This window comes from Schinkia acidoalkalinis (assembly GCF_054301215.1).
This window is the reverse complement of record NZ_CP182573.1, coordinates 3827974-3853997: the sequence shown is the minus strand read 5'-3', so window position 1 is coordinate 3853997 and position 26024 is coordinate 3827974. Positions and strand designations below refer to the sequence as shown.

At 40.6% G+C, this 26024-nt stretch carries 20 protein-coding genes, 5 tRNA genes, 3 rRNA genes and 1 riboswitch; of the genes, 6 read left to right on the top strand and 22 right to left on the bottom strand.

Going from position 1 to position 26024, the window contains the following annotated elements; all coding sequences use genetic code 11:
* Window positions 1-37 precede the first annotated feature (37 nt).
* The 7 genes from ACNQFZ_RS19640 to ACNQFZ_RS19610 all read right to left on the bottom strand — a co-directional run bounded on the left by ACNQFZ_RS19640 (window position 38) and on the right by ACNQFZ_RS19610 (window position 6169).
* Window positions 38-1843 carry a TolB family protein gene (locus ACNQFZ_RS19640; RefSeq protein WP_458412991.1) on the bottom strand — a complete coding sequence of 602 codons (1806 nt, stop codon included), beginning with the start codon at window positions 1841-1843 and terminating at the stop codon, window positions 38-40.
* Window positions 1844-2341, bottom strand: coding sequence for an RNA polymerase sigma factor (locus tag ACNQFZ_RS19635; RefSeq protein ID WP_458412990.1), 498 nt, complete (start codon window positions 2339-2341; stop codon window positions 1844-1846). It abuts the gene before it with no gap.
* A gap of 142 nt (window positions 2342-2483) precedes the next feature.
* Window positions 2484-3353 carry a YitT family protein gene (locus tag ACNQFZ_RS19630; protein WP_458412989.1) on the bottom strand — a complete coding sequence of 290 codons (870 nt, stop codon included), beginning with the start codon at window positions 3351-3353 and terminating at the stop codon, window positions 2484-2486.
* A gap of 192 nt (window positions 3354-3545) precedes the next feature.
* A complete protein-coding gene (locus ACNQFZ_RS19625; RefSeq protein ID WP_458412988.1) occupies window positions 3546-4760 on the bottom strand; it encodes a multidrug effflux MFS transporter in 1215 nt (404 codons plus the stop codon).
* A 26-nt stretch (window positions 4761-4786) separates the two neighbouring features.
* On the bottom strand, window positions 4787-5296 hold the full coding sequence (locus ACNQFZ_RS19620; protein ID WP_458412987.1) for a hypothetical protein: 510 nt from the start codon (window positions 5294-5296) through the stop codon (window positions 4787-4789).
* 57 nt (window positions 5297-5353) lie between these two features.
* Window positions 5354-5701: a hypothetical protein gene (locus ACNQFZ_RS19615; protein ID WP_458412986.1), complete on the bottom strand. Its 348-nt coding sequence runs from the start codon at window positions 5699-5701 to the stop codon at window positions 5354-5356.
* A gap of 15 nt (window positions 5702-5716) precedes the next feature.
* Complete coding sequence (locus ACNQFZ_RS19610; protein ID WP_458412985.1) at window positions 5717-6169, bottom strand: helix-turn-helix domain-containing protein; 453 nt, start codon at window positions 6167-6169, stop codon at window positions 5717-5719.
* A gap of 187 nt (window positions 6170-6356) precedes the next feature.
* On the opposite strand from ACNQFZ_RS19610, the gene ACNQFZ_RS19605 reads away from it, so the two are divergent.
* The 4 genes from ACNQFZ_RS19605 (at window position 6357) to ACNQFZ_RS19590 (ending at window position 8755) form a co-directional block, all read left to right on the top strand.
* A complete protein-coding gene (locus ACNQFZ_RS19605) occupies window positions 6357-7211 on the top strand; it encodes an SPFH domain-containing protein (protein ID WP_458412984.1) in 855 nt (284 codons plus the stop codon).
* A gap of 14 nt (window positions 7212-7225) precedes the next feature.
* Window positions 7226-7384: a toxin-antitoxin system HicB family antitoxin gene (locus ACNQFZ_RS19600; RefSeq protein WP_458412983.1), complete on the top strand. Its 159-nt coding sequence runs from the start codon at window positions 7226-7228 to the stop codon at window positions 7382-7384.
* A gap of 237 nt (window positions 7385-7621) precedes the next feature.
* Window positions 7622-8374, top strand: coding sequence for a DUF2087 domain-containing protein (locus tag ACNQFZ_RS19595; protein WP_458412982.1), 753 nt, complete (start codon window positions 7622-7624; stop codon window positions 8372-8374).
* A 21-nt stretch (window positions 8375-8395) separates the two neighbouring features.
* A complete protein-coding gene (locus tag ACNQFZ_RS19590; protein WP_458412981.1) occupies window positions 8396-8755 on the top strand; it encodes a GIY-YIG nuclease family protein in 360 nt (119 codons plus the stop codon).
* Between the two features lie 104 nt (window positions 8756-8859).
* On the opposite strand, the gene ACNQFZ_RS19585 is transcribed toward ACNQFZ_RS19590, so the two are convergent.
* Complete coding sequence (locus tag ACNQFZ_RS19585; protein ID WP_458412980.1) at window positions 8860-9381, bottom strand: adenylate cyclase; 522 nt, start codon at window positions 9379-9381, stop codon at window positions 8860-8862.
* A gap of 253 nt (window positions 9382-9634) precedes the next feature.
* Here ACNQFZ_RS19585 and ACNQFZ_RS19580 point away from each other — a divergent pair, with 253 nt between their 5' ends.
* Window positions 9635-10660 (top strand): FUSC family protein, encoded by a 1026-nt coding sequence (locus ACNQFZ_RS19580; RefSeq protein ID WP_458412979.1) that lies wholly within the window; start codon window positions 9635-9637, stop codon window positions 10658-10660.
* 123 nt (window positions 10661-10783) lie between these two features.
* Here the strand turns inward: ACNQFZ_RS19580 and thiC are convergent, their stop codons facing one another.
* From thiC to ACNQFZ_RS19525, 11 genes are all read right to left on the bottom strand, one after another.
* Window positions 10784-12568 carry a phosphomethylpyrimidine synthase ThiC gene (thiC, locus tag ACNQFZ_RS19575; protein ID WP_458412978.1) on the bottom strand — a complete coding sequence of 595 codons (1785 nt, stop codon included), beginning with the start codon at window positions 12566-12568 and terminating at the stop codon, window positions 10784-10786.
* Between the two features lie 163 nt (window positions 12569-12731).
* A riboswitch (TPP riboswitch) is annotated at window positions 12732-12847 on the bottom strand.
* Between the two features lie 60 nt (window positions 12848-12907).
* A complete protein-coding gene (locus ACNQFZ_RS19570) occupies window positions 12908-14164 on the bottom strand; it encodes a copper amine oxidase N-terminal domain-containing protein (RefSeq protein WP_458412977.1) in 1257 nt (418 codons plus the stop codon).
* Window positions 14165-14329: 165 nt separating this feature from the next.
* Window positions 14330-14845, bottom strand: a complete 516-nt coding sequence (locus ACNQFZ_RS19565) for a hypothetical protein (protein WP_458412976.1) — start codon at window positions 14843-14845, stop codon at window positions 14330-14332.
* A gap of 523 nt (window positions 14846-15368) precedes the next feature.
* Window positions 15369-15485: ribosomal RNA gene (gene rrf / locus ACNQFZ_RS19560) — 5S ribosomal RNA — on the bottom strand.
* Window positions 15486-15702: 217 nt separating this feature from the next.
* Window positions 15703-18635: ribosomal RNA gene (locus ACNQFZ_RS19555) — 23S ribosomal RNA — on the bottom strand.
* Window positions 18636-19202: 567 nt separating this feature from the next.
* Window positions 19203-20749 (bottom strand): 16S ribosomal RNA (locus ACNQFZ_RS19550).
* Together the 16S, 23S and 5S rRNA genes with 5 tRNA genes alongside form the textbook arrangement of a ribosomal RNA operon.
* Window positions 20750-21012: 263 nt before the next feature.
* A tRNA-Cys gene (locus ACNQFZ_RS19545) sits at window positions 21013-21083 on the bottom strand.
* 1 nt (window position 21084) lies between these two features.
* A tRNA-Gly gene (locus ACNQFZ_RS19540) sits at window positions 21085-21159 on the bottom strand.
* Between the two features lie 11 nt (window positions 21160-21170).
* Window positions 21171-21243: transfer RNA gene (locus ACNQFZ_RS19535), tRNA-His, on the bottom strand.
* Window positions 21244-21251: 8 nt separating this feature from the next.
* A tRNA-Trp gene (locus tag ACNQFZ_RS19530) sits at window positions 21252-21325 on the bottom strand.
* Between the two features lie 7 nt (window positions 21326-21332).
* Window positions 21333-21417 (bottom strand) — tRNA-Tyr (locus ACNQFZ_RS19525).
* A gap of 259 nt (window positions 21418-21676) precedes the next feature.
* Between ACNQFZ_RS19525 and ACNQFZ_RS19520 the strand changes: the two genes are divergently transcribed.
* A complete protein-coding gene (locus ACNQFZ_RS19520; protein ID WP_458412975.1) occupies window positions 21677-22036 on the top strand; it encodes a hypothetical protein in 360 nt (119 codons plus the stop codon).
* A 232-nt stretch (window positions 22037-22268) separates the two neighbouring features.
* Here the strand turns inward: ACNQFZ_RS19520 and ACNQFZ_RS19515 are convergent, their stop codons facing one another.
* The 3 genes from ACNQFZ_RS19515 to ACNQFZ_RS19505 are packed head-to-tail and all read right to left on the bottom strand — an operon-like array spanning window position 22269 to window position 25935.
* A complete protein-coding gene (locus tag ACNQFZ_RS19515; RefSeq protein ID WP_458412974.1) occupies window positions 22269-22757 on the bottom strand; it encodes a (2Fe-2S)-binding protein in 489 nt (162 codons plus the stop codon).
* On the bottom strand, window positions 22754-23593 hold the full coding sequence (locus ACNQFZ_RS19510) for an FAD binding domain-containing protein (protein WP_458412973.1): 840 nt from the start codon (window positions 23591-23593) through the stop codon (window positions 22754-22756). Before ACNQFZ_RS19510 ends, ACNQFZ_RS19515 begins: the two co-directional genes overlap by 4 nt.
* The gene (locus ACNQFZ_RS19505) at window positions 23590-25935 is read right to left on the bottom strand and encodes a xanthine dehydrogenase family protein molybdopterin-binding subunit (RefSeq protein WP_458415449.1); all 2346 of its coding nucleotides are present in this window, start codon (window positions 25933-25935) and stop codon (window positions 23590-23592) included. The genes ACNQFZ_RS19510 and ACNQFZ_RS19505 overlap by 4 nt, the downstream gene beginning before the upstream one ends.
* Window positions 25936-26024: the final 89 nt, after the last annotated feature.

The window sequence follows — 26024 nt, the reverse complement described above, 5'->3', positions numbered from 1 at the left end:
GGTGCTTATAAGTAATCCGTGAATTGGCTTTTTTTCGTTAAAATAAAATTTTCTTAGTTATTTCTGGATTGTATTCGTAAAGCATCCATTGATTTTCATCCATGACCTGCAGCATTAATTTTTTATTTTGCCAAAATAATGCATGGGAGCCGTTAAACTGTTCGATCTTTGTCCCTTTTTCAATATCAAAAAGATAAGTGTCGGAAACAAAGCCTGGTTCGGAAAATACATCTGCTATAACATATTGGCCTGTTGAGTCAAGTGACATTTGTTCAATCACAAGGGACTGATCATTACCTTTCGGTTCTAATCGGGCAATTTCCGTAAACGTTTTTTGTTCACGATTATATTTAAGGATGGTAATGCCGGACGCTGCCCCTTTTCCTTCCCTCATTTCTTGAAGGCTGAAAATAATCTCCTTTTCATCGTGGCTAAGCGCTAATGAGCTAATCCGGATGCTGTTTGTTTTAATAAATTCTTTTGGAATATCAGTTAGCGAGAATAATCGCTCCTGTTTTTCTCCATTTTTCAATAGATCAAGATTCTTGGAATCAAGGCTTGTTATTTCTATTTTATTTGCTTCTGTAACCTTTTGAATAACAAAACGATCATTCTCCTTTTTAAGCTCAAATTGATAAGAAGCCACTTGATAATATGGGTTTGCTGTATATGTCCAGTACACATTGGCTGAGACCGTTATTCCACCATTCCCTTCCTTCGAATTTACAATTGTATAACCGACTTGATGTGGATTGGAGTAGGTTAAGAACTCTGGTGGCTCTTCCATCATACTTTTCGCATAATCATCATCCCTCACAATCAATGCCTGTAAATACCGCTCGACTGTTTCCCTAGCAGTCAGTGCCTTTTCACTAAGAACAATCTTCATAATAGAAATGGACTGTTTAGGGTCTTCTTGTCTTTGTTTCAATACATATAAGGAATTCTCCGTAGTATTCCAGATTGGAGATGTATAGTGATACAATCCCTTCTTTGTATTTTCAATCCTTTTTGAAATATTGTTTGTTATTTTTTTCGAAGTTTCCAAGTTTACATCCTTGATCCAGACATCATCGATACCATCTTCATTTTTTATATAAGAAATATAGGAATCATCTGGTGATAGAGCCGGATTTGTCCCGTCATCCACAATCGTTTCTTTTCCATTCTTTAAATTTTTCATTACAATTTTGTGATCCCGTTCAAAAACAAGTTGCTTTTCTTCATCGACAAACACCGGGTTTAAGCCATCAGTAACGATACTTTCCTCCATATTAGTAAGATTAATCTCAACAATTTTTGAATGGGCTCCATCATTCTTTGTTGCATAAATATGCTTACTGTCTTTCCAAGTCGGCTGACTGTATTTACCCTTGGTAATTTCCTCTACCTTTTTTGGAGTTAAAGATAATCGGTAAATACCCCCATTTTGTGAAAACAATAATTGATCTTCGATTGAAGATTGACTGAAACTACCTGCTACCATATCCGCTATTTTCGTTAATCCTTTATCCGTATACTTATAGATTCCTTTCCCTTTTAGCGATACATACAAAGTTCCAGTTTGATGGGTATAGGCCACGATTTCGCCACTACCGACATCGAAAAATGAAATTGCATTGGCAATTTTCAATGAACTGGCACTCACATAGTCCACTTTGGAATTTGTTAAATAAAAGCCTAGGAATATGACGGCAGCAAGTAAACCATTAAGCCATGGATTCCGCCACCAGCTTTTTCGATTTTTTGGCAAAAAGTCTTTCCGCAGCTCCTGCTTTAGTTCTTCATTCACATAAATTTGTTCCTTTAATTCATGTAAATTATTTTCAATTTTGTCATCCATTTAGGTCTCCCCCAAACATTTTTTGACTAGCAAGCCAAGCTTTTTCGTAATACGACTCGACTTCACACGAAGGGATTGTTCTGATTTTTGTAAAACAACCTCGATTTCCTTGAATTTTAATCCTGCAAAATAGCGTAAATTGGCAAGTTCTAAATCTTCCTTCGGCAAATGGTGAAGGCTTTTCTTTAAGCACACCATCTCATCAGACTCCTCAAAAGGGTCCTCAAAAGGAAGTGGACTAAAGTAAAACTCCGTTTCATCACCCATTAAGACACTTTTCTTTTTTCGGTAAAAATCAATGATTGTATTTCTGGCAATCATCAACAACCATGCTTTCGGATTTTCAATTTCATGTAATGTAGTTTTCCTTTCAAAGGACTTTCTAAATGTTTCGCTTACAATATCATCTGTATCCCACTTATTCCCTACTTTAAAATAAACATAACGATAAACATCGTCGTAGCACTCATCATACATTTGAACAAACGTTACACCCAATTCTTTCCCCCTCCACATCTTTGGCCGGCTCTATCTATAAAAACGAATTAAACATCAAAACGTAACACTTATTTTGGATTTTTATTTTATATAGTAAAATAGCAGAGGATTTGGATTCCTCTGCTGATTTTTCTCCCGAATTTTAATGTATATCACGCTTTTTAAAGTTACCGCCTTTAACTTCTGTCACATCGTAGATTGCCACAAAGGCTCTCGGGTCTATTTCATGAATAATCTCTTTCATTTTGCTTTCTTCCAAACGGTTGATGACGCAAGTAATTTCCTTAAATTGTTCATTTGAATAACCGCCAAGCGCAAGTGTATACGTCGCACCACGGCCTAATCTTTCACGAATGGTTTCAACCATTAATTCTGGTTGGGTCGTAATAATTTTAAAGGTTTTCAAGCCGCTTAAACCTTCCTCAACAATATGAATCACTTTAGATGCGATAAAGTAAGCAATAGCCGATAAAATGGCCCCTTGGAGTCCAAACACGGTTGATACGACAATAAAAACAAACATATTTAAAAATAAGATCATATCACTTGTCCCAAAAGGAAGTTTACGGGAAAGTAATACTGCCAACATATCAATTCCGTCTAGCGCACCGCCATTACGTAAGGCTAAACCCATTCCAAAGCCGATAATAATACCACCGACTACAGTTACTAACAATGTATCACCTTGAATGATGGTTTGTACATGATGCATAAGGCTAGTACTAATTGAAAGTGTTGCGATACCTAGAACTGAATAAATAGCAAAGCTTTTACCAATTTGTTTATAACCCAAATATACGAATGGGATATTTAATAAGGCAATCAGAAGCCCCAATGGTAACCCAATTAATTGTGAACCGACGATGCTTAGACCTGTCACGCCGCCGTCTGATACCCTGTTTGGAATTAATACCGCTTCCAGTCCATAGGCTGCTATAATTCCACCAATAATAACTAGTATTGCACGTGAAACCTTTTTCAGTCTATTTCGTTTTTGCATAGTACTGCTCATTTTTACTTCCTCGTTTCTAGCTTTTTTCAAGCGTTTTTGACACTTTAACGCTCTTACGTAACAAACAGTAAGTTTATTTTACCAAATGGTAAAGTAAATTTAAACAGAACTGGGATTTTATTCAAATATCGACATCAAAAAAAGAGATAAAATTCTTATTCGAATTCCATTTCCTATTTATTTTGGTACAGATTATCGTACTAGTTTTTTCAAACATCCAAACGCCCCAACATTACAAGCAATGATTACTACACCCATAGGCACCGCCGTATCACCCCCGCCAACTCCGACAAGCGGGGCGGTTACTGCGCCGATAACAAATGGTACTAGACCTAATAACGCTGAAGCACTTCCCGCGTTCCTTTCTTGACTTTGCATCGCTAACGAATTGCTAAGCATACTGATGACGCCCATACAAGAAAAAATCAAAAAGAATGCAACCAATAATAGGATGACACTACCATTAAAGAGTATAGAAAGTAGTAGGAGGAGACTTGAGAGTAAAGACACATTTAGCACAAAAGCTAAGATTCTTTTTTCTCCACATCTCATGACGAATTTATCTGCAATAAAAGTTGCTATCAGTACACCCGTCGCATTAATAGCAAAGGAGTAACTATATTCTTGGGCCGATAATCCATAAATATCTTGTAGCACAAATGGTGAGGCTGATAAATAACCGAAAAATCCCCCAAAAATCAACCCTTGCGTAAAAGTGTAGCCTAAAAAAACTTTGTCTTTGAACAGATTGCCAAAGTTGATAATTGTATTTTTCAACCCGCTTTCAGTCCGTTCAGCGACCGGCAACGTTTCTTTTATTCCAAAGATTACATTGACAGATACGATAACGCTAACGATGCCTAGGATGAAAAAAATCCCTCGCCAATCCGTTATCCTTAACAACTGACCACCTACAACAGGGGCCAATACTGTAATTACCCCGTTTACTAATGCAAGGATGGCCATAAATCTAGTAATCTCCGAGCCTGAGTAAAGATCCCTGACAATTGCCCTAGATAAAACGACACCACCTGCACCCGATAGCCCCTGCAATACACGCAAAATAACCAGTATCCAAATAGACGGACTATACGCACATAAAATCGTTGTTGCCGTGAAAATCAATAGAGAGATGACAAGCGGTGTTCTTCTTCCCAAAACATCGCTATACGGGCCAATTACGAGCTGCCCAAGCGCCATACCTATTAAAAAAGCCGTCAAGCTAAGCTGGACTAATGCTGCATTTGTACCTAATGAAGTTGTCATTTGTGGCAAAGCAGGCAAATAAAAATCTGTGGCAAATGGCGGAATGGAAGATAAAAATCCTAATGTGATTGCAATCCATATTCGCTTTTGTTTTGTTTTCTTTTTGGCTAAAACATCTGATTGTAGCTTTGCTAAACTCATTTTTTCTGTCCCTCATATTAATTTTTTTAATAAAACCACTTTGTTGGCAAAATAAATGTCCATGGTGTCGTGATAATTGCAATCGCGAGTGCTACCTTAAACCTTAAACGTTTTTCCTCAATCATAGATTTCAAGGTCATTTTATAATTGAATATGAAAATAAAAAATGTTGAAACAAGCATTGCGAACAGAATAATGGCCACGGCAAGTGGGTGGCTAAATGGATCGTAACTAATCGCGGAAGTAACCTCATAGGACAATCCTATTTTTCTCTCCAACAAAGTGCATATAAACAGTATCCAGGCTCCAATCATATCTGCTAAAAATCCATATAACCAAACTTTTAAAATGCTTTTCTTATAAAATGTTTTTAAGTTTATTTGTGTTCTAGAAGAAAGTTTAAACATAGAAAAACAAACCATAATAACGAATGAATCTATCACATAATTGCCAAAGAGCGTAATTAAAATAACTGGTGGAAAAAAAAGTAACATCCAAATCGGAAAAATAACATTATATTGTTTGATCTCCTTCATATGATTGTCCCCTTTGCTATTTTATAGAAAGTGCTCCTCATTTTCACTGAAAATATTTTAACGCTTCTTAACAAATTTGTACCACCAAAATAGTAAATACAGATAACCGCCTATGACAAAGACCGCCCATACCCTGAAATGACCAAGCTCAACTAGTAACCATTGAAATTCATCATATTCAAAAGGCCTTCCAATCCCGTAAAACAAAGAAACAATGTACATAATGAAAGGTAGCAATATTGTAACGCCATTAAATTGGATCGTTACTTTCTTCTGAAAAATTGCAACAATTGCCGCTAAAATTGTTGCAATAAAAAATAGATAATATAAATAAACTGCCCAACCTGGCAACGAGGCAGGCAAAATAATAGCTGCATAAGTAAAGATGAAATCTACTTTTCCCATTGGAATGCCCCTTTCTTATTCTTCCACCAACTCATTACATCGTTTTTTTGCGTCATCTAAATTAAAGGTACTGTACCATCGGTAATTTTCATCATCCAAAATTCGATAATGATTGCTTATTACATTTTGTTGTAAACGGAAGTTTCCCTTTTTATAAACTTCCTTCCACCAAACCTTACCACCCAGCGTTTTTTCTTTTCTTCCTTCGGTATTATTAAATGCAATTAATTTAATAAATTCGACTGGATCGTCACCTAGCTTTGAGTTTAGAACTTCACTATTGTTGAACAATGCACATACAGTTACAATTGTTGTCCAGTTGGCGGTGTTTCTCCCTTTTTCAATTTGGACAAGGGTTTTTTTCGAAATTCCGAGAATTTCTGCCATTTTATCCTGTGTGAATCCTAACTCAGTACGTATGAGTTTTATTTTTTCAGAGATTAATACAATAGTAGTTTCACGATCCATAACATGCCCCTTTTTCACTTTTAGTGTAATTATACACTTTTGGTATTATTTTATAAGTAGTAAAGACATAAAAAGCACTTCCTCAAACATTGAGTTTGGGCTTCAACAACCCTTTCTTTTTCATATCAATATGATATAATAGTGATATCAGATTAGTATCATTCTAATTTCATAAGGAGGGCTTTTTATGGTTGAGAAAAAAGCAGGTTCCATGAACGGTTTTATTGGTGTTTTTGTAATTCTGGCAATCATATTAGCTGGTGTTGCCATACTAATTAATTCTGGTGGAAGCATTGGCCTGATTGCATTAACAGCTTTATTAGTACTTTTAGCCATTGTTTTATCCACGGGCATTGTCCTTGTAAAGCCAAACGAAGCGAAAGTTGTATTATTTTTCGGAAAATATTTAGGTACTTTAAGGGAGAGCGGCTTATGGTGGACCACTCCACTGATTTCAACACAAAAAATAAGCGTGAAGGTCTATAATTTTAACAGCCCGAAATTAAAAGTGAATGATGTAAATGGAAACCCCATTGAAATTGCAGCAGTTGTTGTTTACAAGGTTTTGGATACAGCGAAAGCAGCGTTCGACGTTAATAGTTACAAGGAATTTGTCGAGACGCAAAGCGAATCTGCCCTACGTCATATTGCCAGCCGGTATCCTTATGATACAGCCAATAACGAAGTCGATTCATTACGTGGTAATTCAGAAAAAGTGGTCGACGAATTATTAGAAGAAGTGCAAGAACGTTTAAAAGCGGCAGGGGTACAGGTGCTTGAGGCTCGGTTTACACATCTTGCTTATGCTCCTGAAATTGCATCAGCTATGCTGCAACGCCAGCAGGCAGCCGCCATCATCGATGCTCGTGAAAAGATTGTTGAAGGTGCTATCGGCATGGTCCAATCTGCGATTGCTAAGCTTGAAAAAGATTTTGAATTGGACGAAGAACGGAAAGCTGTCATGGCCAATAACTTGATGGTGGCTATTGTCTCCGACCGCGGTGCCCAGCCGATTATCAACACCGGCTCACTATATAATTAATTGGACTGATTTTTATGGCAAAGAAGAAACAATTCCCGCTTCGCATTGATCCAAAGCTTTATGAAGTTCTTGAAAAGTGGGCACAAGATGAATTAAGAAGCGTCAATACCCATATCGAGTATCTTTTAAGAGAATCAGCGAAAAAGGCAAAAAGACTAAAAGATGAAAAATAGAAATCATGCCACAGGGCCTGCAAGCAAATGTATGTATACAACTGCTTGCAGGTCTTTTTTACTTCAAGTAGAAGATAAACAAACAATACCAGCTTATATTTATCAAAAACCAAACAAACGCAAAAAATGTTTATCTTTTTATTATTGACGCTAAACAAACGATGTTATATTATGTTTAATGTAAACCAAACAAATATATAAAACGTTTGTTAAAAAAAATACAGGAAGTGTTTATTAATGGAAGTTGCAGATATGTTTTGGAATGCCACCCTTGAAGAACTGAAGCGGGGCTATATTCAGGAAAGAGATACATTTATTTGCCTCATATGCGAGGAGAAGGTTGAAAAAGGAGTTATTTATCCTTATGAAAATATGTTTTACGATGCAGAACGATTTATGCGAATCCATATCGAGAGTGTACACACCTCCGTTTTTGACTATTTAATGAGCATGGACAAGAAACTTACCGGTCTTACTGATCACCAAAAGAGTCTTCTGCGTCTCTTTTATCAAGGAAAAGCTGATACAGACATTCAAAAGGAATTAGGTATTGGCAGTCCTTCCACCATTCGCCACCACCGTTTTGCCTTAAAAGAAAAAGAAAGACAAGCAAAAACATTCTTGGCCATGATGGAATTATTAAAAGAAAAAGACGAATATGCACCAGCCTTTATTCCAGTTCATAAGACAGCCAAAATGGTCGATGACAGGTATAACATAACAGAAGAAGAACAAGAAAAAATAATTAAAAAGTTCTTTCTGGAGGGAACACATCACTTAATTAAGTTTCCGCCGAAGGAAAAACAAAGACTAGTGGTTCTACGGGAAATTGCAAAACATTTAGACCCTGAAGAAATTTATCATGAAAGTGAATTAAATCAACTATTAAAAGACATTTATGATGACTATGTATTGATTCGAAGATATTTGATTGAATACGGATTTATAGACCGTAAACCAGACGGTAGCGAATATTGGCTGAAAAAATAAATATGGAAAGTAGGAAAAATTATGGACCGTAAAAAGGAATTAAAACAACTTTACAAAGAAACACCTGTCGAAGCAGGCGTTTACCAAATAAAAAATACACAAAATGAAAAGATTTTTATCGGCAGTACCCCTAACCTAAAAACATTAAATGGACTAAAATTTATGCTTCAAAATGATGGACATAAAAACAAAGAACTTCAAGATGAATGGAAACAATATGGAGAAGATGTATTCACTTTTGAAATTTTGGAAAAGCTGAAAAAGAAGGATGATCCCTATTTTAACGCTAAAGAGGCATTACGTGAGCTAGAAGAAAAATGGCTGGAACAGCTTCAGCCTTATGGGGAACACGGATATAACAAGAATAAATCCCGTCAATAAAAAAAACGGCTATTTGTTTAATTGGAAACAAATAGCCTTTTAAGCAGGCCAGCATAAACACCCAACCTCTTTATAAAAAAACAGAGGATTTAACTCCTCTGCCTTTAATTCGCGCCCACTTCGCTTATGTCAAAAACATCATTTAGTTTCAGGAATAAATTTTGATTTCGATAAGAAAGATCATCCGTCACTTCAGTGCTAAACCAGTGAGGAATTTCAAACTGCTTTGCCTCTTCCTCTGAATCAAACTCTACCTTTACTATAGTCAGCCCTTCCAATTCTCCAAAATAGTTAAAGATAGTTAAATGATGTCCGCAATAATCATAGAATAATCTCTTTTTGATTATGGGTGTTAAACCATTAATTAATTGCTTAAATGTATTCTCCTGTATTTCAACTTCTGTCTTTATACGGGACATCCCTTTTCCCTTCTTAACTGAAAGAAAATAAGAAACTGTGTTAGGCTCCATGCTGTAATCCTCAATTCTCCTAATCCTAACCTCCTCATCCACACCAAAACCGATATAAAACTGCTCAACTAAATCAATAGCCTCCAAGTCTAAATGTTCCAAAAGATAATCACTTTCTACTAAAAACTTTCTGTCAATTTTCTTTCCTGTCTCCAATGTAAATCACCTCTATATATTTATTAATATGTTATAGATGATTTTATCAGAATAATGGTATGATTGTACATAATTTTCTGAATATTATTGAAAAAAAATAGTTTACAACAAAAATACACTCAATCACTAAGAAATATATTGATTGAAAAAATTACAATTTCACCGTATATTGGATAAGTGATTCTTGAATTCACATGACCAAAACAAACCACTTTAGTTCAATCATGGTCTTGAAATGGAGGATTTGATTATCGTGACGTTAGGGCCTCGAGTCATTAAAACGGGAATTGCTGTAACACTTGCATTATATATTTGTTCAATTTTCAAATTAGAATCTGGCGTGTTTGCTGGTGTTGCTGCTATTTTTACAATCCAACCGTCAATTTACAGGACATGGAAACAAGTCTGGGACCAATTACAAACGAATACATTGGGAGCGATTATTGCTCTTATCGCTGTCTACTTTCTTGGGAACGATCCGATTGCCATTGGTCTTGTGATGATTATTGTTATTTTAATAAGCTTAAAGTTAAAAATGGAAGAAACCATTTCACTTACATTAGTAACTGTGCTTGCGATTATGAGTGCACCGCAAAATGAAGATTTAAACTTTGCCTTACATCGCTTTGGGATTATCTTAATCGGGATGACATCAGCCTTACTAGTAAATATTTTGATTTATCCGCCTAATTATAAAAAAAATTATGTTAACAGGGTTCATTCTGCTTTACAAAATATGTCGCTTCTTATGAGTACGGCGATATCAAATGAATTAACTGAAAAATCTTATCAAGAACAAATGAAAGAATTAGAGAATGATATTTTAAAATTAGAAGAGCAATATAAGCTTTTTGACGAAGAACGCGAAAAAATGGCCAAAATCAATAATATGAATTTGCGGGAAATCGTTGTCTTTAAGCAAATGCTTAAATCCCTGCAGCAGGGTTATGTTGTTCTAGAAAATATTGAAGAATTCTATTTTCAAAGTAAAAGAAATGCTGAAGAAAACAGTTTATTTGACCAACACATTGAGCGTTTGATTAAGCATCATCAACTGTATTTATTAAAGTATGATGGCATCATTAAAAATGATGAACCACATGATGACGAGGACATCGTGACACAAACGAAATCCTTTTTAGAACAAGTGATTGACTTCTACAACCTTGATCATGAACAAAAAATTCATCTTGCCGTAGTTGGCTCTTCCATTTATAAATATGCCTATCAAATTGAACGCTTAAACCGGCTCACAGAACAATTTAATAAAAAGGCATAACAATTTTATAAAAACACTGAAAAAATGGGATTACAAATCAGCTTCGCTTTGTAATCCCATTTTGCTTTAACACGTTTCCATATATTAATTTGGGTTAGTTTCCAAGGATTTTGAATTGAAAATTTATTGATAAATGTTGCTGCCGGCTTGTTTAAACTGCTCTGCTTTTTCCTTCATTCCTTTTTCAATCGCTTCCGTTGTTTCAAGATTATTTTCCGTAGCATAGTTTCTAATATCTTGAGAAATTCTCATGCTGCAGAACTTAGGACCGCACATTGAACAGAAATGGGCTGTTTTCGCACCTTCTGCAGGCAGCGTTTCATCATGATACTCTACTGCCCGTTCAGGGTCTAATGATAGGTTAAATTGATCCTGCCAACGGAACTCAAAGCGTGCCTTTGATAAGGCATTATCACGAATTTGTGCACCTGGATGCCCTTTTGCTAAATCCGCGGCATGGGCGGCAATTTTATAAGTAATTACACCTGTGCGCACATCCTCTTTATTAGGTAGGCCGAGATGTTCTTTTGGCGTAACATAGCAAAGCATCGCTGTGCCAAACCAGCCAATCATTGCTGCCCCAATTGCGGACGTTATATGGTCATAACCAGGTGCAATATCAGTTGTTAAAGGTCCAAGTGTATAGAACGGCGCTTCTTGACAAACTTCCAACTGTTTATCCATATTTTCTTTAATGAGATGCATCGGTACATGGCCAGGTCCTTCCACCATTACTTGAACATCGTGCTTCCAAGCAATTTTGGTTAGTTCTCCCAATGTCTCCAATTCCGCAAATTGTGCCTCATCATTCGCATCAGCAATCGACCCTGGACGTAGTCCGTCACCTAACGAAAAGGCTACATCATACGTTTTCATAATGTCACAGATTTCTTCAAAATGAGTATATAAAAAGTTTTCTTGATGATGGTACAAGCACCATTGCGCCATAATCGAGCCGCCACGTGAAACGATGCCAGTTACACGCTTCGCTGTAAGCGGAATATAACGTAATAGTACTCCAGCATGAATCGTAAAGTAATCAACACCTTGCTCCGCTTGTTCAATTAATGTGTCACGATAAACTTCCCATGTAAGATCTTCTGCAACGCCCTTTACCTTTTCCAAAGCCTGATAAATTGGTACAGTCCCTACTGGAACAGCAGAATTACGAATGATCCATTCTCTTGTCGTATGAATATTTTTACCTGTTGAAAGGTCCATGATTGTGTCCGCACCCCAGCGCGTTGCCCATGTCATTTTTTCAACTTCTTCTTCGATGGAGGATGTTACAGCTGAATTCCCCATGTTGGCATTTATTTTTACATGAAAATTACGACCGATGATCATTGGTTCTATTTCTGGATGATTAATATTGGCTGGAATGATTGCCCGCCCCTTTGCTACTTCATCACGGACAAATTCTGGCTTCAAATTCTCTCTAATTGCAATAAATTCCATTTCAGGTGTGATGACACCTTTTTTTGCATAATGAAGTTGAGTAACATTCATCCCTTTTTGAGCGCGCAATGGCTTGCGTTCTAATCCTGGAAAAACAGCCTGATTGGTACGTGGATCATCTTCATCACTGTATCCGTTATCCTGGGGTTTAATTTCGCGACCCGCATATTCTTCTACATCGCCTCTTTCCTTAATCCATGCACTTCTTAAAGCCGGAAGTCCTTTTGAAAGATCGACTGAATAATCAGGGTCAGTATAAGGCCCACTTGTATCATACACTCTTACAGGAGGGTTTTCTTCGATACGATTTGCTCCAGTCGTCGGGTCTAGTGTAATTTCCCGCATCGGCACCTTAATATCAGGTCTTGACCCTCCCACATACACCTTTTTACTTCCTGGAAAGCTTGACATAATGGAAATACTTTGTTCATTCAATGAAGATGTTGACATCGTTTAAATCTCTCCCTTTTTTAAATTGTTTGGGCGAGACCTAGATCAATGAGGCAGGGGGTTGAAGGCAAATATTTCAAAATGCCCGTTAACCTTCTTAAAGTACAAAAAAGCCGAATCCATGTATGGATGGACCCGGCTTTGTGTGTGGAATAATCGTGTAAAAAGAAGATTTTAACTTCCCTACGCTGGTATGATCCAGATCAGGTCCAAAGGGTCAAGAAACTTCATCGCGTTTCTTTCTCAGCCCAAGCTCGTTGGACTCCCCTAGTTAGTACTATTCAATTCGAATTAAGTATACATGAGTTTTCGCTAGATTAAAAGAAATTTCTGAAAAAATTATTTAGATGAGATGAACACTGTTTTGTTTTGACCGTCCCACTCCACGTCAGCCCCTAAGGATTCACTAACAAAACGAAGAGGAACCATCGTGTTTCCATTAATTAACCTTGGTGCCGCTGCTAGAGTCATAGGTTTCCCATTTATGGTTGCTTTATTGCTGTCAATTAGTAAGGATACTGTTGTATTTCTTTTACTAGCTGTAATGGTTTGTTTTTCAGGATGCCATTTCACTTCTGCTCCCAGTTTTTCAAAGATGGCTCTCATTGGAACGAGCGTTGCCCCATTCATCACTGTGGCCGACTGTTTAAATCCCTGCCATTCACGGTCAATGATGACATTTATTTTTCCTAAGTCAGGAATTAAAGGATCCAACGAAAGTTCTTCGCCAAAATATTCAGCATGAGCTTTAGCAATCGAGTCCAATGTTTGTTCCCGTTGTTTAAGGATTCCGTTCACTGTTTCGTACTTTTGCTTTAGTATGGTATCCTTTGAGTCACCAGCAATTTGTTGAATACTTTGAGTTGATTCGATTTCAATCCCTTGTATAGCTTTATTCTCTTTTTGAAGCAGGGCCTTCCACTGTTTACTTGCTTCTTGCTGGCCTATTTTACCATTGTTATATTGAAACATTATGCTATTAAGAAAGTTGACATTACTGCCATTCTTCAGCTTAAACATTGGGCTATTAAGAAAATCAGCATTTACTGCATTTTTGTATTTCATCATTGAACTATTTAAATAGTTTTCATTGACTGCATTTTTATATTTCATCATTGGGCTATTTAAATAATTTTCATTGACTGCATTCTTGTATTTCATCATAAAGCTGTTAAGATAATCAGGATTGATGCTATTGGCATACTTCTGCATTGGGCTAGCTAAATAGTCAGAATTAATTTTATTTCCATAGTCTCTTAGTTTGAGTGAATACGCAGAATTACCATCATATTTATTTTTTAAGTTTTCTAGATCTGCTTGTAGAAGTTGATCTAATTTTTCGACATCCTTCTTTGTTTGGTTAGAAAAATGCGCAAATGAATTGTATTCTTCCTTTTCAAATTCCTCGAATTTAGTCGTTGTTGTTTGTTTAAAACTCTGATAATCATTCGATATATTACTCTCATATTTCGAATACTCATTGCTAATCTGGTTGATAAAATTTTGATTTGCTGCGAAAGCATTGTTTGGAGCAGAAATGGCCATTACACATCCAAGCAGAATACTACTAAGAAATTTTTTTGAAGTTCTAGTCATCTTTAATTTTACGCTCCTCTTCTATTGTACTTGTAATGAATCAGGATCAATTCCATTGTAAACTTATTTCCAGTCATATGGAATATGAGGAAAGGATTATATTGGAAAAATATGAAAGCCTTACAAAAAAGATAATTGTTCTTTTGTAAGGCAGAATCATTTTGCTTATTCAAATGTAAAGCTATTTATAATAGAAGGAATATCCGCTACCATTTTTTCGTATCGTTCTAATTCTTTACCTTCAAGAACCATATCCAATGGGGTGTAATAGAGGTAAACATCACCATCTTTTCGGATTATTTCTTTAGCCGTACCTGTTGGACCTTCAGCTTGAGCTTTTTTCCACTCAGCTTCAGAAATAGCAGTAATCCAAAAAAGTGATTGCTGTAATTCTGGATTTTCTGAGGGGAATATGAATTCAGTCATTCTACCATTTTCAACGATATGAACATCATTCCATGTAGACGGTAATTCCACCACCCAGGCATCTGTTTGATTAACATAAATCCTGATATTGGATGAATGATTACTTTGCTTCTGGCCATTCGTTTCTGTTGTTGATGTGGTGCCTTGACTTTCCGTAGGTGTTTGGACGTTTTTCGTAACATCTTGCTGCGAATTACAGCCCACCAATGTTAAACCAATGATGGCAGGTATAATCAAATATCTCCATTTATTCATACAATCTTCCCCTTTTACTCATGGAATATTTACCATTAATATGACGTTGGAAAGATTGTAAAAGTTACATTAACTAAGTGCTTTTAAATTTAATTTTGTAAAGACATTCTTGCGTTACCGAGGACCGGCTGTGATTATGCTTTTGGGTACGCGAGACGCTCTTGCGTTACCAGCTTTCCGGATTTGGCTCTACTTTTGGCATGCGAGACACTCTTGCGTTACCGACTTTCCTGATTTGACTCTACTTTCGGTACGCGAGGCGCTCTTCCTTCCTCCACTAGTGACCGTTCACTTGCCTTTTCGCTGCTTTCGGGCTCTACTTACCCTTACTAGTGACCGTTCACTTGGTTACTACTTTCGGCATCTATACTACAGATGATAGGGTCTGCAGTACTTTAATATAGCAAGCTTTTTGTTAATTTAAATGCCGGTTACTGTTTAAAAAGCAAACTAAATAGCAAACTTAAACACACATTTTAAATACGAAAAAAAGAGCAGCACATCTGCTACTCTTTTTTTGTTTGCTTGGCAACGTCCTACTCTCACAGGGGGACAGCCCCCAACTACCATCGGCGCTGAAGAGCTTAACTTCCGTGTTCGGAATGGGAACGGGTGTGACCTCTTCGCTATCGTCACCAAACAGTTATTTACTTGAAGGTTGTTCCTTCAAAACTAGATAATCAAGATTCATATTTACCGTGCATTCACTGTCCAGCTCCGGCGCCTAGCGACTAGTGGACTTCACCCATCTCCCTACGATAAGTCAACATCGAATCGCTACGCTCTTCGTGTTTCCTTTATCACAGTCGATGTGCTCCAGTCCATACGTCGCTGAACAGGCGCCTCCACTTTTCTATTTGGTTAAGTCCTCGATCGATTAGTATCTGTCAGCTCCACGTATCGCTACGCTTCCACCTCAGACCTATCTACCTCATCGTCTCTGAGGGATCTTACTTCTTACGAATGGGAAATCTCATCTCGAGGGGGGCTTCATGCTTAGATGCTTTCAGCACTTATCCCGTCCGCACATAGCTACCCAGCGATGCCTTTGGCAAGACAACTGGTACACCAGCGGTGCGTCCATCCCGGTCCTCTCGTACTAAGGACAGCTCCTCTCAAATTTCCTGCGCCCACGACGGATAGGGACCGAACTGTCTCACGACGTTCTGAACCCAGCTCGCGTACCGCTTTAATGGGCGAACAGCCCAACCCTTGGGACCGACTACAGCCCCAGGATGCGATGAGCCGACATCGAGGTGCCAAACCTCCCCGTCGATGTGGACTCTTGGGGGAGATAAGCCTGTTATCCCCAGGGTAGCTTTTATCCGTTGAGCGATGGCCCTTCCATGCGGAACCACCGGATCACTAAGCCCGACTTTCGTCCCTGCTCGACTTGTAGGTCTCGCAGTCAAGCTCCCTTGTGCCTTTACACTCTGCGAATGATTTCCAACCATTCTGAGGGAACCTTTGGGCGCCTCCGTTACTCTTTGGGAGGCGACCGCCCCAGTCAAACTGCCCACCTGACACTGTCTCCCGCCCCGATCAGGGGCGTGGGTTAGAATTTCAATACAGCCAGGGTAGTATCCCACCGATGCCTCCACGTAAGCTGGCGCTCACGTATCTCAGGCTCCTACCTATCCTGTACAAGCTGTACCAAAATTCAATATCAGGCTGCAGTAAAGCTCCATGGGGTCTTTCCGTCCTGTCGCGGGTAACCTGCATCTTCACAGGTACTATGATTTCACCGAGTCTCTCGTTGAGACAGTGCCCAAGTCGTTACACCTTTCGTGCGGGTCAGAACTTACCTGACAAGGAATTTCGCTACCTTAGGACCGTTATAGTTACGGCCGCCGTTTACTGGGGCTTCGATTCAGAGCTTCTCCGTAAAGGATAACCCCTCCTCTTAACCTTCCAGCACCGGGCAGGTGTCAGCCCCTATACTTCGCCTTACGGCTTCGCAGAGACCTGTGTTTTTGCTAAACAGTCGCTTGGGCCTATTCACTGCGGCTCTCTCGCGCTTGCACGCTACCAGAGCACCCCTTCTCCCGAAGTTACGGGGTCATTTTGCCGAGTTCCTTAACGAGAGTTCTCTCGCGCATCTTAGGATTCTCTCCTCGCCTACCTGTGTCGGTTTGCGGTACGGGCACCTTCTACCTCGCTAGAAGCTTTTCTTGGCAGTGTGGAATCAGGAACTTCGGTACTATTTTCCCTCGCCATCACAGCTCAGCCTTTACAATGAGCGGATTTGCCTACTCATTAGCCTAACTGCTTGGACGCGCACAACCAACGGCGCGCTTGCCCTATCCTACTGCGTCCCTCCATTGCTCAAACGGTAAAGAGGTGGTACAGGAATATCAACCTGTTGGCCATCGCCTACGCCCTTCGGCCTCGGCTTAGGTCCCGACTAACCCTGAGCGGACGAGCCTTCCTCAGGAAACCTTAGGCTTTCGATGGACAGGATTCTCACCTGTCTTTTCGCTACTCACACCGGCATTCTCACTTCTAAGCGCTCCACCAGTCCTTTCGGTCTAGCTTCAAAGCCCTTAGAACGCTCCCCTACCACTGACACGTAAGTGTCAATCCACAGCTTCGGTGGTACGTTTAGCCCCGTTACATTTTCGGCGCAGAGTCACTCGACCAGTGAGCTATTACGCACTCTTTAAATGGTGGCTGCTTCTAAGCCAACATCCTGGTTGTCTGGGCAACTCCACATCCTTTGCCACTTAACGTACACTTTGGGACCTTAGCTGGTGATCTGGGCTGTTTCCCTTTTGACCACGGACCTTATCACTCGTAGTCTGACTCCTAAGGATAAGTCTTTGGCATTCGGAGTTTGACTGAATTCGGTAACCCGATGGGGGCCCCTAGTCCAATCAGTGCTCTACCTCCAAGACTCTTACCTTAAGGCTAGCCCTAAAGCTATTTCGGGGAGAACCAGCTATCTCCAAGTTCGATTGGAATTTCTCCGCTACCCACACCTCATCCCCGCACTTTTCAACGTGCGTGGGTTCGGTCCTCCATCCAGTGTTACCTGGACTTCAACCTGGACATGGGTAGATCACCTGGTTTCGGGTCTACGACCACGTACTCTTGACGCCCTATTCAGACTCGCTTTCGCTGCGGCTCCGTCTCTTCGACTTAACCTTGCACGGGATCGTAACTCGCCGGTTCATTCTACAAAAGGCACGCTGTCACCCTTGAATGGGCTCCAACTACTTGTAGGCACACGGTTTCAGGATCTCTTTCACTCCCCTTCCGGGGTGCTTTTCACCTTTCCCTCACGGTACTGGTTCACTATCGGTCACTAGGGAGTATTTAGCCTTGGGAGATGGTCCTCCCAGCTTCCGACGGGATTTCACGTGTCCCGCCGTACTCAGGATCCACTCAAGAGGGAACGAAGTTTCAGCTACAGGGCTGTTACCTTCTTCGGCTGGCCTTTCCAGACCACTTCACCTACTTCATTCCTTTATAACTCCGTATAGAGTGTCCTACAACCCCAAGAGGCAAGCCTCTTGGTTTGGGCTGTTTCCGTTTCGCTCGCCGCTACTAAGGAAATCGCATTTGCTTTCTCTTCCTCCGGGTACTTAGATGTTTCAGTTCCCCGGGTCTGCCTTCAATACCCTATGTATTCAGGTAAAGATACTGTCCCATTACGAACAGCGGGTTTCCCCATTCGGAAATCTCCGGATCAAAGCTTACTTACAGCTCCCCGAAGCATATCGGTGTTAGTCCCGTCCTTCATCGGCTCCTAGTACCAAGGCATTCACCGTGCGCCCTTACTAACTTAACCTGTTCGACGAATGATAAGCTTCGGATTACTTTGTCGGCTTCGCTTCCTGCGGTCCTCATGTACCCTTTAAACGTACACTCCGGTCCTCAGAAGCTCGCCTCCGCGTACTCCTCGCTTCTAATTCATCTCACTGCACTCACTAATAAATAGTACAAGTGCTAATAAGAACTTTCTTACAGTAAATATGAATGTTTACGATTATCTAGTTTTCAAGGAACAAGGCTACTGACATCAATCACATCATGACTAAACATCAGTGAGCTACTACATGCTGCCTTGCGCCGAGGAATTCACTTCTTCGAATCCGCTAGCAGACACAGGCGCAATTATTTTAGCGCAAGCTAAAATATTCATTTGTTGAGAGAAATGCTCTCTCAAAACTAAACAAAATGTCAGAACGTGGCTCACTGTCCAGCTACAGCTCCCAGCGACTAGTAAACTTCGCTCATCTCCCTACGATAAGTCAACATCGACTCACTTTCATTCGTCGTGTTTCCTTTATCTCAGTCGATGCGCTCCAGTTTATACGTCGCTAAACGGTCGCTTCCGCTTTTCTATTTCCCTTAGAAAGGAGGTGATCCAGCCGCACCTTCCGATACGGCTACCTTGTTACGACTTCACCCCAATCATCTGTCCCACCTTAGGCGGCTGGCTCCAAAAGGTTACCCCACCGACTTCGGGTGTTACAAACTCTCGTGGTGTGACGGGCGGTGTGTACAAGGCCCGGGAACGTATTCACCGCGGCATGCTGATCCGCGATTACTAGCGATTCCGGCTTCATGTAGGCGAGTTGCAGCCTACAATCCGAACTGAGAATGGCTTTATGGGATTGGCTCCACCTCGCGGTCTTGCTTCCCTTTGTACCATCCATTGTAGCACGTGTGTAGCCCAGGTCATAAGGGGCATGATGATTTGACGTCATCCCCACCTTCCTCCGGTTTGTCACCGGCAGTCTCCCTAGAGTGCCCAACTGAATGCTGGCAACTAAGGACAAGGGTTGCGCTCGTTGCGGGACTTAACCCAACATCTCACGACACGAGCTGACGACAACCATGCACCACCTGTCACTCTGTCCCCGAAGGGAAAGTCCTATCTCTAGGATTGTCAGAGGATGTCAAGACCTGGTAAGGTTCTTCGCGTTGCTTCGAATTAAACCACATGCTCCACCGCTTGTGCGGGCCCCCGTCAATTCCTTTGAGTTTCAGTCTTGCGACCGTACTCCCCAGGCGGAGTGCTTAATGCGTTAGCTGCAGCACTGAAGGGCGGAAACCCTCCAACACTTAGCACTCATCGTTTACGGCGTGGACTACCAGGGTATCTAATCCTGTTTGCTCCCCACGCTTTCGCGCCTCAGCGTCAGTTACAGACCAAAGAGCCGCCTTCGCCACTGGTGTTCCTCCACATCTCTACGCATTTCACCGCTACACGTGGAATTCCGCTCTTCTCTTCTGCACTCAAGTTCCCCAGTTTCCAATGACCCTCCCCGGTTGAGCCGGGGGCTTTCACATCAGACTTAAAGAACCGCCTGCGCGCGCTTTACGCCCAATAAATCCGGACAACGCTTGCCACCTACGTATTACCGCGGCTGCTGGCACGTAGTTAGCCGTGGCTTTCTCGTTAGGTACCGTCAAGGTACCAGCAGTTAACTGATACTTGTTCTTCCCTAACAACAGAGCTTTACGACCCGAAGGCCTTCATCGCTCACGCGGCGTTGCTCCGTCAGACTTTCGTCCATTGCGGAAGATTCCCTACTGCTGCCTCCCGTAGGAGTCTGGGCCGTGTCTCAGTCCCAGTGTGGCCGATCACCCTCTCAGGTCGGCTACGCATCGTCGCCTTGGTGAGCCGTTACCTCACCAACTAGCTAATGCGCCGCGGGTCCATCTGTAAGTGATAGCCGAAACCATCTTTTATCAAAAGACCATGTGGTCTCATGAGTTATCCGGTATTAGCTCCGGTTTCCCGAAGTTATCCCAGTCTTACAGGCAGGTTGCCCACGTGTTACTCACCCGTCCGCCGCTGAATCAGAGGAGCAAGCTCCTCGTCATCCGCTCGACTTGCATGTATTAGGCACGCCGCCAGCGTTCGTCCTGAGCCAGGATCAAACTCTCCAAAAAGTGTTTGACGCACATGGATGTGCTAACATCGGCGTTGTCACAGGATGTGACGGTTTTAGCCGATGAACCTTAACTCTTCAAATACTGACTTGCGTTGAACTTAATGTTCAACTTTATTTGCACGCTTGACATTTTGTTTAGTTTTCAAAGATCATTTCGTTTTCTTTATTAAAGCAACAAAAACCATCATACCATCAAGTTCGGAATAAGTCAAACTTTTTTTGTTTTAATCAATCGAATCTATGAAATTAATAATTCATAAGAGGCGACACCCGGATTTGAACCGGGGATAAAGGTTTTGCAGACCTCTGCCTTACCACTTGGCTATGCCGCCATGGAGCGGAAGACGGGATTCGAACCCGCGACCCCCACCTTGGCAAGGTGGTGTTCTACCACTGAACTACTTCCGCTTAAATTTAGGGGCGACTGATGGGGATCGAACCCACGAGTGCCGGAGCCACAATCCGGTGCGTTCACCACTTCGCCACAGTCGCCATATTCTTGGCAGGGGCAGTAGGAATCGAACCCACGCTGGAGGTTTTGGAGACCTCAGTTCTACCGTTAAACTATGCCCCTATTAAGATGGTGGAGGGGGACGGATTCGAACCGCCGAACCCACAGGGAGCGGATTTACAGTCCGCCGCGTTTAGCCACTTCGCTACCCCTCCGTATAATTAATCATTAATAAATTCTTTTAATCTATCAACAACAATATTTATTGTATAACTCTTTTTCGCAGAAGTCAATATATATATATTTAAAAATTTTATTTCAATTTCTAATATTTCCCCACCTATTTTCACCGGCAGGAATTAAATAATAACATATTTCAATAAAAAATCAAGACTATTGGATAGAAATGATTCATTTTTAGAAAACTAAGTGTAATTACATTCTATAACAAAGGAAGTAGAAAGGAGTTATTTAGTGAAAAAACAACAGCAGAAAGTCCTGCAACAGGTACAGCAGCAACAAGAAGACCAGCCGATGATGGAGCAACAATTTCAAGCACAAAAGCAACAAGCATTACAAACCATGCAGCAAGCAGTTTCAACGATTAAGCAAAACGCATCGATGATGAACACACAGGCTATGCTTCAAGCCAGTCAGCAGCTTCAGCAGGCCGTCCAGCAAATCAATATTATGCAAGGAATTGCAATATCACAAGCACATTCAGCACAACAGCAGCAGTTAGAGCAAGTCCAACAACAAATTGAACAAGCATCACAAACACTTAGTCTTGTAGAATCACTAAATGAAGGCAACAATAGCTTTAAAAAAGGCTAGTACGAAAGAGCTGACCTTGCAAAAGTGTAAGTCGGCCTCTTTTAATGTACAAGCGGTAAATTGCAAATAACATAATAATTCCTAACCAAAATAGCAGAACAATTAAAACTCGAATTCGTTTCTGCTATTTTGGCTCGTAGTGGTGGTATTCCTACACATTTAGTAAATTATCTTGTAGGGTCGGAATCATTGCGTCATTCGTCTAGGAGACGAAGCCAACCACTTTCTTTTTCTACGAAGCAGATTCATTTTTAGAATGATGTAAAACAGTTTTTATTGCCTCTTTAATTTCCTGGTACCCAGTACAACGGCACAAATTTGATTGCATCCATTCCTCAATCACATCATCACTTGCATCGGGATGTTTTTGTGCTAGTGCATAGGTGTTTAGCACAAAGCCGGGGGTGCAAAACCCACATTGTATCGCCCAATTTTCAATAAAAGCATTCTGAATATAATTACTAGGCAGCCCTTCAATGGTCATAACTTGTTGTTGAACGGCCTCTATTGAAAGTGAAAGACAAGAATGGGTAGGTTCTCCATTTACTAAGACGGTACAAGCACCGCAATCGCCGTTTTCGCAGGCACGCTTTGCTCCTGTTAATCCAAGTTGTTCTCGTAGTGTTTGTAGCAAGGTATCAGCTGAGCGAATCATAACCTCGTGTGTATCGCCATTCACATGTAATTTTACAACTGATTTAGAGCTACCATTTGAAATCATGCTTGTGCAACCTCCAATGTGTCTAACGCTTCAATCAAAGTATTTTTTAACACAAATTCTCGGTATTCTTTAGACCCCAGTAAATCATCAATGATGGCAGCAGGGAATAGTGAAATGGCCTGATTAACCCGTTCTTCCTTTTTTAAAGAAGTGTCGTTTAGGGCCGCTTCTACTTCTACCGACCTAAAGGGGTAATCACATGCACCACTAATAGCGAACCGTAGTTTCTGATCTTTGATGATTGCTGCTATAGATACGATTGGATATCCCACTTTCGACATCTTTGTCTTTTTTAAACTGAAAAATGGCAAATCTAAATAAGAACTGTCAACTAAAATTTGCAACAGTAGCTGACCTTCTGTTAATTTTAATTCTTTATCAAAAATATCCTGTATAGGAAGAATTGATTCTCCTTCTTCCCCCACTATTTTTACCTTCGCCTCCGTTATCAAAAGGGGTAATATACTTTCCCTGTATATCAAACGACTGTTCATATTTCCGCCCAACGTGATTTTGTTTCGTGATGTATGGTCCGCAATTTTTTTTACACCTTGTCCAAGGAGTGGAAAGATATTTGACTCCGAAATTTTAGTAAGGGAGATAGCAACACCAATAACTAGTTGCTCATTTTGAATTTCAAGGACATTGCATTCTGGAATCCCTTTAATATCAATGACAGCATCAGCAATAATCATATTTAACCGTGCAAACGTAATAAATTCCGTTCCACCATTATAAAAAATGGCAACCTTCCCTTCCCCTTTTATTTTTTGATAAATTTTCATAGCATCTTGAATGGTATCGGGGCGATAATATTCAAAATCAAACGGGATCATGTTAGCTTCTCCTTCCAGGCTTTCCAGATTTGCTCAGGAATGAGCGGCAAATGGCTTAACTCAACTTTTGCCGCAGTAGATAGGGCATTTGCTAAAGCACCTGGCATGCCAATCACCCCATATTCGCCAATCCCACGAGCGCCATAGGGACCATCCGCAGATGGGGTTTCAATAAAGTCAACAAGGTATTCCAATGGCTGTTCTCCAAATCTCATGATTTGATATGTTCTTAGTTGCGGGTTTTGAACAATTCCTTTTTCATCAAAAACAAATGCTTCCATACTTGCAAAACTTAAACCCAGGTACATTCCACCTCGCATTTGCTGGGTTGCCGTGGCTGGGTTAATAATCTTTCCACCATCGAGGACCGTAACCGCTTTTAAAATTTTATAGGTAAAGTCTGATGTATCCAGTTCCACTTCAACGGCTTGGGCACCGACCGACCACCACGGACCAGGTTTTCCAAAACCTGTATCTTTATCCATGGGGGTTAAATGACGTTGAATATATTTCCCATGGCCAACAATTTGACCTTCTACTGCATGACCATTCGGATATTTATATCCCAACGCAACATCTTGGATTTTCACCCCATATTCAGGACTCGGTTTCAGGTAGACACATCCACCACCAACCTCCAAGTCCTCTGCCGTACATTGCAAAGCGATGGCCGCGGTCTTTTTTAATTGTGATATAGCATCATTACAAGCAGACAGAACGGCTCTTCCCGCTAAAAAAGTTGTACTGCTGGCCACAGTTCGCCACTGATGCGGATCATATTGGGTATTCACCTCCATGGTAACATGGACTTTTTGGATATCCATTTTTAATCGTTCCGCGACCATTTGTGCTAAGACTGTCTTCGTTCCCTGACCCAATTCAATCGCAGCACAATTTAAATTAACGCTGCCATCTGCTTCAAATTTTAAAAAGGCCCCAGATTGTGCATTCGTTGCTGTTGTAGATGTTTTCCAAAAAGTACTAAAGCCCTTTGCTCTAACCTTGCCATTTGTAATTTCCAGCCTTTGTCCTTCTTCCCAATGAATCAATTCTTTAGCCCGATCAATACATTTTTCGACATCGCCAATATTATTAGCATTCAGGTTCGTCTGTGTCGGAGAAGAAGCTCCCGGTTTGATAGCATTGATTTTTCTTATTACAATTGGATCGATGTTTAATTTTTGGGCAAGCTGTTCCATCGTCCGCTCGACCGTAAAGGTTAGCTCCGGATGTGCGTAACCACGGAAAGAGGTTGCGTACGGGTGGTTGGTGTACATACAGTAGGAGTCGCACCAAACATTGGGCACATTATATGGACCGGTGCAATCAAGGGCCATGGCTCTTGTTATACCTGCTGCTTGGTCCGTATAGGCACCGGAATCAATCAAATATGTATATTGTCCAGCAATAAGCTTTCCTTCTTTTGTCGCCCCAAGCGCAATCGTTGCTTCCAGCCCAATATGACCTGGTGCAGTCATTAAATCATCTTCACGGCTATAGTTAAGCACAACCATTTTTCCTCCTACAGCCTTTGAAGCTAGATAAGCAAGTGGTTCCAACTGAACAGTTCCTTTTCCTCCAAAAGCCCCGCCAATCATCGGAGCATGTACAACGATTTTCCCCACATCCACATTAAAAAATTGATTTAATACTTTTTTGATAGTAAAAGGCGACTGGGTTGTTGAGTGAACGATGACTTGACCAGCCGGATTTATTTCCACTCGTGCACAGCGCGTTTCGACTGCTGCATGGTCGGAAAGATTAAAAGAGTATGTATTTTTCACCTTTACCTCGCAATTCTCCCATGCTTCCAGAAAGTTACCTTTACGGATTTTAATATGGCTCCCAATATTTGTGCCCTGGACCGGGTATACATTGCTAATGATTTTCATGTATTGTCCGGAATTCTCATGTACCAATGTAGTTTTATTTTGGAAGGCCTCCTGGACAGTATTTATAACAGGTAGCGCTTCATACTCAACTTTTACAAGTCCAACCGCTTTTTTAGCCTGATATTCATGGTCAGCAACAACAATAGCAACGGGCTCTCCATAATAGCGAACCTTTTCATAGGCCAAAGGAGGGCGATCTGCTAAGATTGGACCGATATGAAAAGGAAACATTTTTCCGGTAACAATAGCACGAACCCCTTGGACTTTCCATGCTTCAGTTAGATCTATCGATTTTATTTTTGCATGAGCATATGTACTAGTAACTAATTTGGCATGCGCTAAGCCGGGGGCATAGAAATCCGCTGTGTATTTTGTTATACCGGTAGCTTTTTCAAGAGCATCAATTCTTTGTTCTGGTTTCCCAACCGACATCCATGGATTTTCCTGCATCATAAAAGCCTCCTAGAAAGAGAACATTAGTCTCTAAACTAAATGTTATTTTTTCCAATAATGGGCATTTTTTATGCAATAAATGAAAA